Source organism: Stenotrophomonas sp. LM091, assembly GCF_001806305.1.
Taxonomy (GTDB): domain Bacteria; phylum Pseudomonadota; class Gammaproteobacteria; order Xanthomonadales; family Xanthomonadaceae; genus Stenotrophomonas; species Stenotrophomonas bentonitica_A.
The window spans coordinates 290,495-307,210 of sequence record NZ_CP017483.1; the positions used below are offsets into that span (position 1 = coordinate 290,495).

Here is a 16,716-nt window from a genome sequence, read left to right on the forward strand (position 1 = left end):
CCCTACATACAAGCCGACTGCCCGATGGGAAAGCCTCGTTCGCGCCGAGTGCGAAGCGTGCCAACGCGAAGGCCTTCACCGCCGAGGGTTCTGTGAACGTCTGCGAGCCGCGCTCAACGCGGTGCAGGTGTCGTGGTCGCCACTTACATCGGGTCGCACTCGACGTCAGACTTGTACTAAACCCGATTGAAATTCGATGGCTCTAAGCAGCATTCACCTTCCATTTCTCGATGGAAGGTTGCCCTGAATAGATCTTGTGAATCTGATCAGGCACTCGACTCACGCTAGGCGCCCGGTATGTACTTGGAAACAGCTCGGATCGAGGCACGGCCAGTGTCTATCGAATCGCTCGCACTCATCAAAACCAAGAAATTGTTTTTGGCCCCATGGATCATGTGTCGCAACTTACCGTCATAGCTCAGCCCCCAAAATATGCCACCAGTCCTCCGCCTGCCCAACGGCACCGCCGGATATGAAGCTCGCCTTTCAACATGTGCAGACTCACACCCATGCCGCAGTGTGTCGATGACCTAATCTACGTTATTCGGCCATATTGGCACCCCTCGCACAACCGCCCGTCCCAAGGGTTGGGGCCACTTGAAGAGGCATTGGGGCGGGCATTGCCGACTGACCTCAAGGCGTTCCTGCTGTGGTCTGGCGGCGGCCAAGGGTGCTTTCCTGAGGGGTACATGCAGTTGTGGGAGCCTGCCGCGATCGTCCCACTCAATCAGGGCTACCAGGTGCAAAGATACCTGGGGCCGGACGTGGTTGGATTTGGCACCGACGGGGGCCCGACCCTACTGGCCCTCGACTACCGAACCGGGCTCAGCCCTACGATCGCAGCCGTGGATCTCGGCGACTTGGATACTTCATGCATGAAGGAGGTCGCGCCGGATTTTTCAACATTACTGCGCAAATATCTTTCTGGCGACATCACGAACCGGAATCTATTCCCTTGATCCGGTCGCTGCCTGCCGTCTGGACCGACGCAATGATGACCATGGCATTGCGTGTTCTCCTACTCTCTTGATGTCTTTTTGAGTGATGCACTGGCTGCCCGCTAGTACGTCATGGTGCCTTTACCTCTTGTCAACTTTTGCTTGTTGCCTGCATTTGCTGCTGCGGGTTGGAGACCCCACACTGTAGAGCCTCGCCGTTCTGGAGGTGGGTAATGCCGGTCAGGACTCAGTACACCGGCAACGAGATGAAGCTGGCCTGCTGCGGCGAATGCCAGACCTGCTGCGTTGCCTTCTGGTAATCGCCCGGCTTGGCCAGGTAGATGTTCGGCACGAACGTCTGCGGGTTGCGGTCGTACAGCGGGAACAGACTCGACTGCACCTGCACCATCACCCGGTGGCCCGGCTGGAATACATGGTTCGCGGTCGGCAGGCCGAATTTGTAATCCAGCACCTGGTTGCTCGCGATCGCCTTCGGGTCGCTGAAGCTTTCGCGATACCGGCCACGGAAGATCGCCATCGAGACCGACAGCTCGTAGCCGCCCATCTCCGGCGTCGACGGGGTCTGGTCGGGATACACATCGATCAGTTTCACCACCCAGTCGCTGTCGCTGCCACTCGTGGCTGCCTGCAGATTGACCTGCGGTGCGCCACCGATCCGCAGCGGCTCGGTCAGCGGCTCGCTGACAAAGGTGAGCACGTCCGGGCGACCATCCACGAAACGCTGGTCCTTCACCAGCCAACTCGTCCACATATCGCGGTCAGCAAACCGCACCGGGCGCGGTACGAACGGCACCGGCTTGGCCGGATCGGATACATATGCCTCGAACGTGGCCTCCCCCGCCTGTGGTGCTTCAAAGGACAGCCTGCCGCCCGCGCGCAGGTACAGCGGCCGGGACTGCGCCGCGCTGCGCGGCCACTGCTGCAGCTTGTCCCAGTGGTTCTCCCCGGTGTTGTAGATCAACACCGGCGGTGTCTGCGCCTTGGGCGCGCCATCGACCAGGTACTGATCGAAGAACGGCTTGAGTACATCGCGGCGGAACTGCAGCGCGGTGTCGCCCTCGAACTTCAATGCGCCCAGGCTGCTGCCGTCATAGTTGACCTGGCTGTGCCGCCACGGCCCCATCACCAGATAGTTCAGCGTGTTGCCGGTGTCACGCGGCTCCATCGCCGCATAGCTGTGCACCGCGCCCCACATGTCTTCCTGGTCCCACAGGCCCTGCAGCCACATCGTGGGGACCTTCAGTTCGGTTCTGGCCATGCGCGCGTCCAGCGCCTGTTCCTGCCAGAACGCATCGTAGCTGGGGTGCTCGATCAGCTTGTGCCACCACGGCAACTGGTCCAGCCCGTTGGCCCTGGCGTAGTCACCGGCCGAGCCGGCGCGCAGGAAGGTGGTGTAATCGTCGTAGCCCACGCTGGGAATCGCCGGGCCCTTGCCGCGCTTGGCCAACTGGCCGGTGAAGTAGCCGAAATTGACCAGCCGGAACGCGCCGTAGTTGAGCCAGTCGTCGCCCATCCAGCCATCGATCATCGGGCTCTGCGGCGCGGCCACCTTCAACGCCGGGTGCGGGTTGGTCAGTGCCATCACCACGGTGAAGCCCTCGTAGGACGAGCCCAGCATGCCCACCTTGCCGTTGCTTTCTGGCACGTGCTTGACCAGCCAATCGATGGTGTCCCAGGCATCGGTGGCGTGGTCGACCTTGGTGTTGTTGAGCGGCCCGCGTAGCGGCCGGGTCATCACGTAATCGCCCTCGGAGCCGTACTTGCCGCGGATGTCCTGGAACACGCGGATGTAGCCGCCATCCACGAACACTTCATCGCCCTGCGGCAGGATGTCACGCATGTTCGGCGAATCCATGCGCTTGGCACGATTGGCCGCATCGTAGGGCGTGCGGGTCAGCAGGATCGGCGCATTCCTGGCGCCCTTGGGTACCACGATCACCGTATAGAGCTTCGTGCCATCACGCATCGGCACCATCACCACGCGCTTGTCGTAGTTGTCCTGCGCCGTGGGGGTCACGAAGCCCTTGGCCGGAATGTCCGGGGTCATCGGCGAGGTCTGCGCCGACACACTGGCGGCGACCATCAGACTCAACAGCGCAACTGGCAATACACGCACACGCATGGGCTCTCTCCCGGCAGTGAAGGCAACGTCCGGAGCCTAGCGCTGCCCGGCCCGCACCGGTAGATGCCGATTGGCCTGGCGCAGGGCCTTCGTCCCCATTCAGCCGCCAACCACCGTTTCGTGCAAAGCCTGCCAGCGCAGCATGCCGTCGGTGCCGCCAACAAGAATGGCCAAGGACTCGCGCCGATTGCCGGTGCCCTGTGCGTCGCTCTGGCCTTCCCGATAGCGCACCGCGCATGCGCCCGTGCCCAGCGGCAGGTACGTCATTGCATCGATGGTGATGCGCAATCCCGGCCGGCTGCCATGCGCGGCAGCGAAGAAGCCGGCCAGCGTGGATTTGTCCAGGCGGACACCACGGATGCCGACCATGCTGAAGTCCTCGCTGAAACGGGCCAGCAGGGTATCGAGCGCCGCCACCGGCGAGCGGCCGGTGAACCAGTCTTCGATCAGCACATGCAGGTCGTGGATCTCATTGAAGGCAAAGGTGTCATTCATGGGGAGGTTCTCAAGGAAAGGGCGGACGCCGGCAGGCGCCACAAGGGAAGGAGCGGCAGCAGGCTCATGGCCGCCGCCAGCACCAGGGTGAGTGCAAAGGCGTGATCCCACGTCACCGAAGAGAGCACCGCCAGCACACAGGCCAGCACCGCGGCGGCCAGGCAGAAGCTGAGTTGGCGGTTGAGATTCCACAGCGCGCTGCCCGGCAGCAGCTCCGCATCGGCCAGCCTCTGGAAGGCGAGCGTCTGGGCGCTGCTGCTGCACAGGCTGCCACCCAGGCCCATCAGCGCGAAGGCCAGCACGGGAAGCCAGGGCTGCTGGGCCTGCACGGCGATCAGCAGCACGATACCGACGGCCTGGCATCCCATCCCGGCACTCAGCAGTGGGCGCGCCCCGATGCGCGGCAGCCAGTGCCGTGCCGTGGCGATCGCACAGGCCGAGGCGATCGCCCACGGCAGCATGAAGCCACCGATGGCGGCGGCGCCGTAGCCTTGCCCATGCAGCAGCAACGTCGCCACCAGCTGGGTGCCGATGAAGGTCCCGGGCACCAGCAGGTAGACCGTCATCGCCAGCCGCAGCGACGCATGCCGCAGCAACGACCACTGCAGGACCGGATGATCCGTCCGGCGCGCACTGCGGGCATACAGCGCCAGCACCAGGGTGGCGACCACCAACAGGCACGCGCCCAGCATCCGTTGCCCCGGCGCTGCGAGCAGGCCCAGCGCGACCAGCAACGCGCTCAGGCCCACGGAGCCCAGCAGCAGCCCACGCCGGTCCAATGCCGGCACGGCCACCGGTGCACCCGGGCGCACCCACGCGGCCGCCAGCGCGAAGGCCAGCACGGCCAGCGGCACACTGACCAGCAGCACGCCGCGCCACGAGCCCCACTCCACCAGCAGGCCGCCCAGCGTCGGTGACAGCGCCGGCACCAGCAGTGCGACCGCCATGATGCGGGCGGTCAGTCGCGTACGATCGGCCGGCGGGCATTCGCGGTAGGCCATCGCCTGCCCCACCGGAATCAACAGCCCACCGCCCAGCCCCTGCAGCAGGCGCCACGCGATCAGCCACTCGATGCTCGGCGCGGTGCCTGCCAGCACGGCGCCCACGGTAAACAGGGCCAGCGAGAGGCACAGCACCCGGCGTTCGCCCAGGCGCGCGGCCAGCCAACCGCCCAGTGGAATCACCAGCGTCAGGCCCAGCATGTAGCCATTGCCGATCCACGCCAGCTGCGGTACGGAGGCCTGCAGCTCCGCGGCGATGGCCGGATAGGCCACGGTGCCGATGAACATGTTCACCAGATCCAGCGAGAATCCCAGCAGGTACAGCGTTTCCACTCTGGCCCGGTATGTCATGGCGCGCTCCGATGTCGAGGCGGCAGCATGCGCGTTGGCGGCGGCTGGATAAACGGGCAACCGGATGCAAGACTGTCAAACCATTTTTGACAGTCAGAGCGCCCCCATGGTCAGCCTGGACCGCTTCGAGACCTTCAAGGCGATTGTCGATGCCGGCAGTCTGACCGCTGCCGCACAGCGCCTCGGCCAGAGCCGCGCCGTGGTGAGCTTCAACCTCAAGCGGCTGGAACAGGAACTGGGCGTGACCCTGCTGGTACGCAATACCCGCAGCCTGGCCCTGACCGAGGCCGGTGAACGCTTCTACCAGCACTGCACGGCGCTGTTGGCCACTGCCGAGCTCGCCATCGAGGAAGCACGCAGCGAACAGCTGCAGCTGCGCGGCACGCTGCGGCTGACCACTACGCCGGAATATGCGATCGCGAGGGTCGTGCCGGTGCTGGAGTCGTTCCGCGCCCTGCATCCCGAGCTGCGCCTGCACCTGTCCACCTCACCGGCGCCGGCGGACCTGATTCCCGAGCGGTTCGATCTGGCCATCCGCTTGGGGCGCCTGCAGGATTCGCAGCTGCGCGCGACCCTGCTGGACGAACACGCACTGTGCGCGGTCGTCTCGCCATCGTTGTTGGCCACGCTGCCCGATGAGGCCGCGCGTGATGATCCGGACTGGGTCCGCACGCTGCCAAGGCTGGGCTATCCGCGCCTGGCGGATCTCCCACTGGTGGCGCCCGATGGCAGCGACCAGCTGTTTGCCTGCAACCCCGCCCATGCGGTGGTCACGGTTGACAACGCCTCCACCCTGCGGGCGTTCGCGCTGGCCGGGGCCGGCGCGACCGTGTTGCCGCACTGGTTGATCGATGACGATCTGGCGCAGGGCCGGCTGCTGCCGATCCTGCGCCGTCATCGCTTCCCGCGCCAGGGAGTGTATGCGGTGTTTCCCAACACCGCCCAGCCCTCGCGCCGGGTCCGGCTGCTGCTGTCGCACCTGCGCGAGCACCTGCCGGGGTGACCGGAGGCACGACCCACGGTCGTGCCCTGCCCGTCAGCTCAGCGGACCACCTGCCCGGCCAGCTCCAGCGGCACGCGCTGCACCGGTGCATTGGCCGCGCGCGAGAGCTGCACTTCGTACTGCCCACCGGCGATCTTCCACTGCTTGTCGGCGGTGTCGAAGCTGGCCAGCGTCTTCGGCTCGGCCTCGATGCGGATCCGGCGGCTTTCGCCCGGCTGCAGCGTCACCTTCTGGAAGCCGATCAGGCGGATCGGGGTGGTGCTGCCCTGCGGCAGCTGCAGGTACAGCTGCGGCACATCCGCACCGGCGACCTTGCCGGTGTTGCGCACGTCCACGCTGGCGACCACGCGCTGGCCTTCCACCACCACCGTCAGGTTGTCGTAGCCGAAGCTGGTGTAGGACAGGCCATGGCCGAACGCGTACTGCGGGGTCAGGCCCTTGGCGGCAAACCACTTGTAACCGACGTTGGCGCCTTCGATGTCGTAGTCGATGGTGTCATCCGGCTTGTTCTTCGGGTTGAAGCCCAGGCCGTTGACGTGCGGGCGCGGCAGCTGGCTGACATCCACCGGCCAGGTCACCGGCAGGCGGCCGGACGGATTGACCTTGCCGGTCAGCAGCGCGGCGATGCCTTCACCACCGCGGATACCCGGATACCAGGCCTGCAGGATGGCCGGCACCTGCTGCAGCCACGGCAGCTCGACCGGGCCATTGGTTTCCAGCACCACCACCGTCTTCGGGTTGGCCTTGGCCACCCCGGCGATCAGCGCGTCCTGGTTGTCCGGCAACTGCATGTGCGGCAGATCGACCGACTCGGCCGACCACTGCGTGGCGAACACGATGGCGACATCGGCCGCAGCAGCAGCGCGCGCGGCGGCCGCGACATCGCGGCCATCCACGTAATCGATGCGGGCATCCGGACGCTCGGCGCGCAGCGCTTCCAGCGGCGAGGACGGGTGGAAGATCACCGGGCCCGGCCAGGTGGTCGGCATCACGCCCGGCACCGCATTGGTGCCGCGGGCCGTCCAGCCCACCATCGAGGAACCACCACCGCCGATCACGCCCTTGTCGGCATGCCCACCGATGATGACGATGCGCTGCACATCCTTGCCCAGCGGCAGCAGGTCATCGGCATTGCGCAGCAGCACGCTGCCTTCTTCAACGGTGCGCTGTGCGGCCAGGAAGCCGGCCTCGTCATCGATCGGCTCGTGCACCGGCGGCAGGTCGAAGTTGCCGTGCGCGAACATGGTGCGCAGGATGCGGCCGACCATGTCGTCCAGGCGCGCCTGCGGCACGACGCCACCGGCCACGGCCAGGCGCAGCGGCTCATCGAAGTAGACCGCCTTGTCGAACACTTCACCGGCCGACTGCTGGTCCAGGCCGGCCAGCGCCGCCTTCGAGCCGCTGTGCACGCCGCCCCAGTCGGACATCACGAAACCGGGGAACTTCCATTCCTGCTTGAGCACCTCGTTCATGAGGTAATCGTGTTCGCAGCCGTAGGTGCCGTTGATGCGGTTGTACGAGCACATCGCCGAACCCGGCTTGCCGATGTCCATGGCGATTTCAAACGCCAGCAGGTCCGATTCGCGCATCGCCTGCTCGCCGATCTCGGCGCTGTGGAAATTGCGCGAGGTCTCCATGTCGTTCAGCGCGAAGTGCTTCATCGTGGAGATCACGTGCTGGCTCTGCACGCCGCGGATCGACTCACCGACCAGCACGCCGGCCAGCAGCGGATCTTCACCGGCGTATTCGAAGTTGCGGCCGTTGCGCGGGTCGCGCTGCAGGTTGACGCTGCCGGCCAGCAGGATGTTGAAGCGCTGCTGCCAGGCTTCGCGACCCATGGTGGCACCGCCGGCGAAGGCGATGTCCGGGTTCCAGCTCGATGCGGTGGACGGGCCCGACGGCATCGCCGTGGCATGGTCACCCTTGCGCAGGCCACCCGGGTTGGTCACGCCGACGCCGGCATCGGCCGACTGCTGCGCCGGAATGCCCAGGCGCGGCACGCCCGGCACGAAGCCGGCCGAACCGACCGCACCTTCGGGCAGCGGGCCGCCGTCCTTGCCCAGCCCGAAGTAGCTGTGCAGCATCTGGAACTTCTCGTCCACGGTCATCTGCGCGACCAGTGCCTTGGCACGGGCATCGGCGTTCAGGCCGGTGTCCATCCATGGCGTATCGCCACCGACCGGCGCGGTGTAGCCCAGGGTCAGCAGCGTGGCCGCGGTGGTGCCCTTCTTTCCGTCATGGGTGCGCAGCTTGATGGCGGCCGAGGTCGCCGACTGGAAGCCGTCGCTGAAGTAGCTTTCGTTGGCTTCCAGCGCGACACGCGACGGATCGAAGCCGGCGGTGGTGGCCGCATCGGCACTCACCGCGCCCAGCAGCACGGCCGGTGCGCCCAGGCGTGAGCCGGTGACCAGCGGCGGCAGCGCGGCGGCATCGGCGGCACTGGTGTACAGCGCGACCACATGGCGGCCATCGTTGAGGCGCAGGTAATTCAGCGACGGCTGTTCGGTGCCCGACTCGGCCTCGATCGGCAGGCGGGTCAGCACGACACTGCCGGTCTGCTGCGCGGCGGCCGGATCGGCGGTCACGAAACGATAGTGATAGCCCAGCGCATCGGCCAGACCCTGCAGCGGATCCACGCGGTCGGCGCGGCGCTCCACGTTGCGCACCGTCACGGCATCGACCTGCAGCTGTTCCAGCTGTGCGGCGACCACGGCCGCATCCAGCTCACCCGGGGTCTGTTCCAAGGTCAATACGGTGAACGCGTCGGTGGCGGCGGCCGGGGCAGCGGCCCAGGCGGAAGCGCTCAGCGAGAGCGCGATGGCGGCCGTCAGGGCCAGGGGCTTTGAAATCGTTTTCATGAGCGGACGAAACACCTTTGCTTGCGCAATAAATCCAGGGAGTCTTGCCGCAGAAGGGTGCAGCGCCATATCGGCGGGAACCACGCGCAGGGGCGCGGAACCGTTTACAACGCAAGGCGATGACGGCTACGTCCAGGCCCCTCCGCCCGTCGTGACAGCCGCACCACCCGGGAGGCCCTTGCCGGCACCTCACCCCGGAAGAGTGTCCGAGCGTGTTCATGCCTGTCAACAGGATGCTTACATTTGAGACAGCGAAACCCGGCCCGAATCAGGGCGACGGCGGCTTGATCACGTGGGTGTCGGCAGCCGCCACCACCTGCCCGTGCTGGTCACGCGGCTGCATCAGCGCCAAGGGCAGGCCATCGCTGTCGGCCTGCAGCACCGAGCGCGGCTCGCCCGGCGCGAACAGGAAGGCCTCGCCCCACTGCCGCAGCGCCACCACCAGCGGGAACAGCGCGCGGCCGCGTTCGGTGAGCACGTATTGCTGGTAGCTGCGCCCCTCCTCCAGCGGCTGCTGCGCCAGCACATCGGCCTCCAGCAAGGCCTGCAGGCGCTGGCTGAGCATGCTGCGCGACATCCCGAGGCGGCGCTGGAAATCACTGAAGCGCCCGACCCCATCGAACGCCTCGCGCACGATCAGCAGCGACCAGCGGTCGCCGACCAGGTCCAGCGCGCGCCCGACCGGGCAGGGTGTCATCGACTCGGTGGCCATCAGGATTCTCCGCTCACAGTTTCATTTTAGAACCACATCCTGCAGAATCAACTGGTTCTATTTTGAGACTTACTGATGGCGACCAGCGCATCCGGCACTGCCCCCTCCCCGCTCCCCTCGTCCCTGCTGATGCTGTTCGCCTGCGCGGCCGGCCTGAGCGTGGCCAATGTCTATTACGCCCAGCCCCTGCTGGACGCCCTGGCTGCCGACCTGCAGATCAGCACCGGCCACATCGGCACGGTGATCGCGGCGACCCAACTCGGTTCGGTCGCCGCCTTGTTATGGATCGTGCCGCTGGGCGACCGCATGGACCGCCGCCGCCTGATGGCGGTCCAGACCGGCGGCCTGGTGCTGGCGCTGCTGGCCGTCGCGCTGGCCACGCAGGCCTGGAGCCTGCTGCTGGGGATGCTGGCGGTGGGCCTGCTCGGCACCGCGATGACCCAGGGGCTGATTGCCTACGCCGCCGCCGCGGCGGGCGAGCACGAGCGTGGCCGGGTGGTCGGCGCCGCACAGGCAGGCGTGGTGGTCGGGTTGCTGCTGGCACGGGTGGTGGCCGGGGCGGTGGCCGATCTGGGCGGTTGGCGCGCGGTGTACCTGCTCTCGGCAGTGCTGATGATCGTGACCGGCACCCTGTTGTGGGCACGGCTGCCGCGATTGCCTGTGTCGGCCGCACACAGCGCGCGGACCGGCGTGTTCGCGCTGCTGCGGCAGCAGCCGGTGCTGCGCCAGCGCGGCGTGCTGGGCCTGCTGCTGTTCACCGTGTTCGGGGTGTTCTGGAGCAGCATGAGCCTGCCACTCAGCGCGCCACCCTATGCCCTCAGCCACACCGCCATCGGCGCTTTCGCGTTGGTCGGCCTGCTCGGTGCGTTGGCCGCGGCCCGCAGCGGGCACTGGAGTGACCGGGGCCATGCCGGGCGGGTCACCACCGGGGCCCTGTGGCTGATGCTGCTGAGCTGGGCGCCGATCGCGGCGATGTCCCATCACCTGGGCTGGCTGGTGCTGGGCGTGCTGCTGCTCGATCTGGCCGTGCAGGCGCTGCACGTCACCAACCAGAGCCGGATCCTGGCCGCCGCACCGCACGCGCAGGCACAGGGGATCGCCGCTTACATGCTGTTCTACGCGGCAGGCAGCGGGCTGGGCGCGTTGGCCGGCAGTGCGCTGTATGCCGCCTTCGGCTGGCCCGGGGTGTGCATGGCCGGCGCTGCCGTCTCGCTGCTGGCACTGCTGGCGTGGTGGGCGATGCGGGGTTATCACACCATCACCGGTGGTCATGAGCCCAGCCCGGTTCCCGGTGGATCGCGGATCGATAATGACCGCTCACGTCCCGGAGCGACCGCATGCCCCCACACCGCCACTTCGATCAACTCTGGCGCGACCGCAACGACACCTCCCGGCAACGCAGCCCGCGGGTGCTGATCCGGGTGTTCGTCGGCCCGGGCGAACTGGAAGCGCGGGTGGCGTTCTACGAGCAGTTGCAGGGCGTGGTGGCCGATGCGGGTTTCCCGTTCCCCGAGGCCGGCCTGCGCCTGGCGATGGTCGGGGCGTTCCTGCTGATCGAAGGCGCGCCGGACAAGCTGGCCCCGTTCACTTCCACCACCGGCACGCTGCTGGTGGATGACGTGCAGCCGTACTACGACCGGCTGGTGGCGGCCGGGGCGCAGATCATCTTCCCGCTGCAGGTCGTACCGACCGGCGCGGCCTTCAACGCCGTGCATCCGGACGGTACCGTGGTCGAGTACGTGCACCACCGGCCTGATCCGCAGGGGCGCTAAGACCCCGCTCGGTGTACATCGACAGGGCGCCCAGCCCCCCTCCCGTGTAGATCCACGCCATGCGTGGATGCTCTCGCTGAAGCATTCAGCACCCTCAACCGGTTCGGAATCCGGCTGTCGAATTCGTTAGCATTTTTACTAATTGCGGGTAGGATTGTCGGTCTCAGCCTTTGACACGCGTGCTGCCGATACTCGCCGCCATGCCCTTGTTTCCCGCCCGTTTCCGCCTGCTCCAGCCCTGCCGGGAGGCCCGCTGATGGGCGCCGTGCTGGCCCTGGACCGGCTGCTGGAAACCCGCCGGGTCTGGCGGGGGCAGCCGCGTACGGCGGTCCCCGAGCTAGCGCCGCACCCGACCGGCCACCCGGCACTGGATGCCCGCCTGCCCGGTGGTGGCTGGCCGCCCTCGGCCCTGTCGGAAGTGCTGCTGGCCTCGCCCGGGGTCGGTGAGCTGGCGCTGGTCTGGCCGACCCTGGCGCGGTTGAGCCAGCAACAGCAGACCGTGGTGCTGATCGCCCCGCCGCACCTGCCGCATGCCCCGGCCTGGGCACGCGCCGGGTTGGCACTGAGCCAGGTGCAGGTGGTCCAGGCCAGCCCGCGCGATGCGTTGTGGGCGGCCGAACAATGCCTGCGCTCGGCAGCCTGCGCGGCAGTGCTGTGCTGGCCGCAGCAGGCCGATGACCGCGCGCTGCGCCGGCTGCAGGTGGCCGCTGAAACCGGCCAGTGCCTGGGCTTTTCCTTCCGCGATGCCCGGCATGCGCGCAATCCCTCCCCGGCCGCGCTGCGCCTGCAGCTCGACGATGGCCAGGTGCGGGTGCTCAAGTGCCGTGGCGGGCTGGCACCGGCGCAGCCGCTGCCGCTGGCCGTGGCCCATTGAGCCGCCGCCGTGGATTGGGCCTGCCTGCTGCTGCCGCACCTGGCGCTGGATGCCGCCCTGCGCCAGCAACCCGATCCGGACGCGCCACTGGTGCTGGTCACCGGCCCGGCGCAGCGGCGCGTGCTGCACGCGGTCAGCCCCTCGGCCCGGCAGCGCGGGCTGCGCCGCGGCATGCTGCTCTCGGCCGCGCAGGTGCTGACCCGCGACATGCTCATCGTGGAGTACGACCCACGCGCCGAGCAGGCCACCCGCCACCTGCTGGCCAGCTGGCTGTACGGCATCAGCTCACAGGTCAGCCTGGATTTCCCGCATGCGATGGCGCTGGAAATCCGGGCCAGCCGCGCGCTGTTCGGTGATTGGCCGAAGGTCGAGCAGCGGCTCACCCGTGGCCTGACCGAACTGGGTTTCCGGCATCGGCTGGTGGCCGCACCGAATCCGCATGCCGCCAGCGTGCTGGCTCGCGTGCATGGGCGGCTCGGCGTGGCTGCACCCCAGCTGGACGCGGCCCTGGCCCAGGTGCCGATCGAACGCAGCGGGTTGCCGGCCGAGGCGGTCACGGTGCTCGCGCGCTCGGGCCTGCGCACGCTGGGCGCCGCGTTCGGCCTGCCGCGCGAGAGCCTGGCCCGGCGCTTTCCAGCGCAGGTCCTTGCGCATCTGGATGCACTGCGCGGTATCAGCACGCCACCGCTGCGCTATTTCCAGCCACCGGACCGCTTCGATGCGCGCATCGAGTTCGAGTACGAGGTCGAGTCCACCCAGGCGATGCTGTTCCCGCTGCGGCGCCTGACCGCCGACCTGGCCGCGTTCCTGTGCTCGCGCGATGGCGGCGTGCTGCAGTTCGATCTGTGGTTCGAACACGAAAACCACCCCGACACACGGCTCTCGATCGGCCTGCTCGCCCCCGAACGCGAACCGGCAATGCTGTTCGAACTGGCCCGCAACCGCGTCGATCATCTGCAGTTGCCCGCCGGCAGCCGTGGCCTGCGCCTGCAGGCCGAGCAGCTGCCGCCGTTCGTCCCGGCCGCACGCGATCTGTTCGACCCGCGCCCGCAGCAGGCGATGCCATGGGAGCAGTTGCGCGAACGCCTGCGTGCCCGGCTCGGCGATGATGCCGTGCAGGGGCTGGGGCTGCGCGCCGACCATCGGCCCGAACGCGCGACCGGCGATGCCAAGGGCGCCCCCAAAGCACCGCCGCCGCCGCTGCCAATGCGCCCGGGCTGGTTGCTGGCCCAGCCGCAGGCGCTGCAGGATCCACACCTGCGCATCCTGTCCGGACCGGAACGGATCGAATCGGGGTGGTGGGATGCCGGGGACATCCGCCGCGACTATTACGTGGTGGAAACCACGCAGGGCCAACGCGGGTGGGCGTATACCGCCGCCGATGCACGCAGCGGGCCGTTCATGCTGCACGGCTGGTTCGCATGAGCGCGCCCCTGCCCGACTACGCCGAGCTGCATTGCCTGTCGGCCTTCAGTTTCCAGCGTGGCGCGTCCATCGCCGAGGAGTTGTTCGCGCGTGCCAAGGGCCAGGGCTACCGCGCGCTGGCGATCACCGATGAGTGCTCGCTGGCCGGCATCGTGCGCGCCTGGCAGGCCGCGCAGAAGCACGCGCTGCCCCTGATCACCGGCGCCGAATTCCAACTGGAAGACGGCCCGAAACTGGTGCTGCTGTGCACCGACCAGGGCAGCTACGCCGCGCTGTGCCAGCTGATCACCACCTGCCGCCGGCGTGCACCCAAGGGCGAGTACCGCTGCCTGCGCAGCGACATCGAGCAGTTGCACGCCGGCCTGCTGTGCCTGTGGCCGGCGCCTGCCCCGGCCATCGAGGATGCGCAGTGGCTGCAGGCCTGCTTCCCGCAGCGGCTGTGGCTGGCGGTTGAACTACACCGCGAGGCCGACGACCGCGCGCGCCTGCAGCGCCTGCGTCGTTTCGGCCGTGACCAGGGCATTCCATTGGTGGCCAGCGGCGATGTGCACATGCATGTGCGCCGCCGCCGCGCGCTGCAGGACACCCTCACCGCGATCGGCCACCACTGCACGCTAGGCGAAGCCGGCTGGCGGTTGTTCCCCAACGGCGAGCGCCACCTGCGCACCCGCCAGGCCCTGGCCACGCTCTACCCACCCGAACTGCTGGCCGAAACCCTGCGCATCGCCGAGCGCTGCCACTTCGATCTCAAGCAACTGCAGTACACCTACCCACGCGAACTGGTGCCGGCCGGCCACGACCCGGCCAGCTGGCTGCGGGTGCTGGTGGAAGAAGGCATGCAATGGCGATGGCCAGCGGGCGAGACGCCCCGGCAGCGCCACCAGATCGAACACGAGCTGGCGCTGATCCATACCAAGCAGTACGAGTCCTATTTCCTGACCGTGCACGACATCGTGCGCTTCGCGCGCGGCCAGCAGATCCTGTGCCAGGGCCGCGGCTCGGCCGCCAATTCCTCGGTGTGCTACGTGCTGGGCGTGACCGAGATCGATCCCAGTGAGATGGAGCTGCTGTTCGAACGGTTCATCTCCGCCGAGCGCGACGAGCCGCCGGACATCGACATCGACTTCGAACACGAACGCCGCGAGGAAGTGCTGCAGTACGTGTTCAACCGCTACGGCCGCGAGCGTGCGGCACTGACCGCCGTGGCGATCAGCTACCGTGGCCGCAGCGCGGTGCGCGATGTGGCGCGGGTGCTGGGCCTGCCGCCGGACCAGGTCAACGAACTGGCCGCCTGCCTAGACCGCTGGAGCAGCCACGAGCCGCTGCCCGAGGCATTGCGCGAACGCGGCTTCGATCCGGAGACGCCGTTGATGCGGCGCGTGGTGGCGCTGACCAGTGAACTGGTCGACTTCCCGCGCCACCTGTCCCAGCACCCGGGCGGTTTCGTGATCTCCGAACATCCGCTGTCCACGATGGTGCCTGTGGAGAACGCGGCCATGGCCGACCGCACCGTGATCCAGTGGGACAAGGACGACCTGGACGTCACCGGCCTGATGAAGGTCGACTGCCTGGCGCTGGGCATGCTCACCGCGGTGCGCAAATGCCTGGCGATGCTGGAAACGCATGGCGGACCGCCGATGACCATGGCGAAGATTCCGCAGGGCGATGCGCCCACCTACGACATGATCTGCCGCGCCGATACCCTGGGCGTGTTCCAGATCGAGTCGCGCGCGCAGATGGCGATGCTGCCGCGCATGCAGCCACGCTGTTTCTACGATCTGGTGATCGAAGTGGCGATCGTGCGCCCGGGCCCGATCCAGGGCGACATGGTCCACCCGTATCTGAATCGACGGAAGCGGCTGAAGGAAGAAGGCATCGAAGAGATCGACTACCCGCCCGCCCTGGAGAAGGTATTCAAGCGCACCCTCGGCGTGCCGCTGTTCCAGGAACAGGTGATGCAGCTGGCCGTCGCCGCCGCCGGCTTCAGCCCCGGGCAGGCCGACGCACTGCGCCGCTCGATGGCGGCGTGGAAACGCCACGGTGGGCTTGAGCCCCACCGCGACAAGCTGCTTGCCGGCATGGCCGCCAATGGCTACAGCCGCGACTATGGCGAGCGCCTGTTCGACCAGATCAAGGGCTTCGGCAGTTATGGCTTTCCGGAAAGCCACGCGGCCAGTTTCGCGCTGATCACCTATGTCAGCTGCTGGCTCAAGTGCCACCACCCTTCCGCGTTTGCCGCCAGCCTGATCAACAGCCAGCCCTTGGGCTTCTACACCCCGGACCAGATCCTGCAGGACGCGCGCCGCCATGGCGTGCCGGTGCTGCCGGTGGATGTGCGCTACAGCGCATGGGACTGCACGCTGGTGCCTCCCGCCTCGCCGGGCCGGCCGTTCGGCATCCGGCTGGGGCTGCGCCTGATCGATGGCTTCAGCGAAGATGTCGCCACCGGCGTGGTGCAGGCACGCACCCGCGCGCCCTTCGACAGCGTCGCCGACCTGAGCCAGCGCGCCCGGCTGGACCGTCGCCATCAAGGCCTGCTGGCCGATGCCGGCGCACTCAAGGGCTTGAGCGGCCATCGCCATCGCGCGCGCTGGGAAGTCTCCGGCGTGGAGAAGCCGCTGCCGCTGTTCGAGACCGCCCGTGCCACCACCGAAGCCGCCGTGCCACTGCCGCTGCCCAGCGCCTTCCAGGACATGCAGGCCGACTACAACACCACCGGCACCACGCTGGGCCGGCACATGGTCTCCTTCATCCGCAGCCAGCTGCGTCAGCGCCGTTGCCACCGTTCCGACGAACTGGCCGCATTGCCACATGGGCGCAGCGTGCGCTTTGCCGGGCTGGTACGCATGCGCCAGCGCCCGCAGACCGCCAGCGGGGTCACCTTCCTCACCCTGGAAGACGAATGCGGCATGGTCAACGCGGTGGTCTGGCGCAAGATCGCCGACCGGCAGCACCGCGTGCTGGTCGAAGCCCGGATGATGCAGATCGATGGCCGCCTGGAACGCGTGGACGGCGTGCAGCACCTGATCGTGCGCCAGATGCACAACATCGATACGCTGATCGATGGGGTGCGTACCCACAGCCGCGATTTCCGCTGAGCCATCCCGTGACCGGGTTCACGGTCTGGTGGTAATTCCAGAATTT

At 67.7% G+C, this 16,716-nt stretch carries 12 protein-coding genes; 7 read left to right on the forward strand and 5 right to left on the reverse strand.

The features are described 5' to 3' along the window. Window positions 1-509: 509 nt before the first annotated feature. The gene (locus tag BIZ42_RS01245) at window positions 510-959 is read left to right on the forward strand and encodes an SMI1/KNR4 family protein (RefSeq protein WP_237393546.1); all 450 of its coding nucleotides are present in this window, start codon (window positions 510-512) and stop codon (window positions 957-959) included. 226 nt (window positions 960-1,185) lie between these two features. Here BIZ42_RS01245 and BIZ42_RS01250 read toward each other — a convergent pair whose 3' ends face one another. The 3 genes from BIZ42_RS01250 to BIZ42_RS01260 form a co-directional block, all read right to left on the reverse strand. After that, window positions 1,186-3,081, reverse strand: a complete 1,896-nt coding sequence (locus BIZ42_RS01250; RefSeq protein WP_070425306.1) for a CocE/NonD family hydrolase — start codon at window positions 3,079-3,081, stop codon at window positions 1,186-1,188. 99 nt (window positions 3,082-3,180) lie between these two features. Then, the gene (locus BIZ42_RS01255; RefSeq protein ID WP_070425307.1) at window positions 3,181-3,576 is read right to left on the reverse strand and encodes a DUF4440 domain-containing protein; all 396 of its coding nucleotides are present in this window, start codon (window positions 3,574-3,576) and stop codon (window positions 3,181-3,183) included. Then, a complete protein-coding gene (locus BIZ42_RS01260) occupies window positions 3,573-4,928 on the reverse strand; it encodes an MFS transporter (protein ID WP_070425308.1) in 1,356 nt (451 codons plus the stop codon). The genes BIZ42_RS01255 and BIZ42_RS01260 overlap by 4 nt, the downstream gene beginning before the upstream one ends. A gap of 106 nt (window positions 4,929-5,034) precedes the next feature. Here BIZ42_RS01260 and BIZ42_RS01265 point away from each other — a divergent pair, with 106 nt between their 5' ends. After that, window positions 5,035-5,931: a LysR family transcriptional regulator gene (locus BIZ42_RS01265; protein ID WP_070425309.1), complete on the forward strand. Its 897-nt coding sequence runs from the start codon at window positions 5,035-5,037 to the stop codon at window positions 5,929-5,931. Window positions 5,932-5,969: 38 nt separating this feature from the next. On the opposite strand, the gene BIZ42_RS01270 is transcribed toward BIZ42_RS01265, so the two are convergent. Continuing rightward, window positions 5,970-8,789, reverse strand: a complete 2,820-nt coding sequence (locus tag BIZ42_RS01270; protein WP_083279757.1) for a glycoside hydrolase family 3 C-terminal domain-containing protein — start codon at window positions 8,787-8,789, stop codon at window positions 5,970-5,972. Between the two features lie 268 nt (window positions 8,790-9,057). Then, the gene (locus tag BIZ42_RS01275; RefSeq protein ID WP_070425310.1) at window positions 9,058-9,501 is read right to left on the reverse strand and encodes a helix-turn-helix domain-containing protein; all 444 of its coding nucleotides are present in this window, start codon (window positions 9,499-9,501) and stop codon (window positions 9,058-9,060) included. 75 nt (window positions 9,502-9,576) lie between these two features. Between BIZ42_RS01275 and BIZ42_RS01280 the strand changes: the two genes are divergently transcribed. From BIZ42_RS01280 to BIZ42_RS01300, 5 genes are all read left to right on the forward strand, one after another. Then, complete coding sequence (locus BIZ42_RS01280) at window positions 9,577-10,917, forward strand: MFS transporter (RefSeq protein ID WP_172838022.1); 1,341 nt, start codon at window positions 9,577-9,579, stop codon at window positions 10,915-10,917. Beyond that, window positions 10,839-11,273, forward strand: a complete 435-nt coding sequence (locus BIZ42_RS01285) for a glyoxalase (protein ID WP_070425312.1) — start codon at window positions 10,839-10,841, stop codon at window positions 11,271-11,273. Before BIZ42_RS01280 ends, BIZ42_RS01285 begins: the two co-directional genes overlap by 79 nt. A gap of 256 nt (window positions 11,274-11,529) precedes the next feature. Beyond that, window positions 11,530-12,147, forward strand: a complete 618-nt coding sequence (gene imuA, locus BIZ42_RS01290; protein ID WP_070425313.1) for a translesion DNA synthesis-associated protein ImuA — start codon at window positions 11,530-11,532, stop codon at window positions 12,145-12,147. A 9-nt stretch (window positions 12,148-12,156) separates the two neighbouring features. Beyond that, window positions 12,157-13,572 (forward strand): DNA polymerase Y family protein, encoded by a 1,416-nt coding sequence (locus tag BIZ42_RS01295; protein WP_070425314.1) that lies wholly within the window; start codon window positions 12,157-12,159, stop codon window positions 13,570-13,572. Then, entirely contained in the window at window positions 13,569-16,670 is a 3,102-nt protein-coding gene (locus BIZ42_RS01300) for an error-prone DNA polymerase (RefSeq protein WP_070425315.1), read from the forward strand. The genes BIZ42_RS01295 and BIZ42_RS01300 overlap by 4 nt, the downstream gene beginning before the upstream one ends. The last annotated feature ends 46 nt before the right edge of the window (window positions 16,671-16,716 follow it).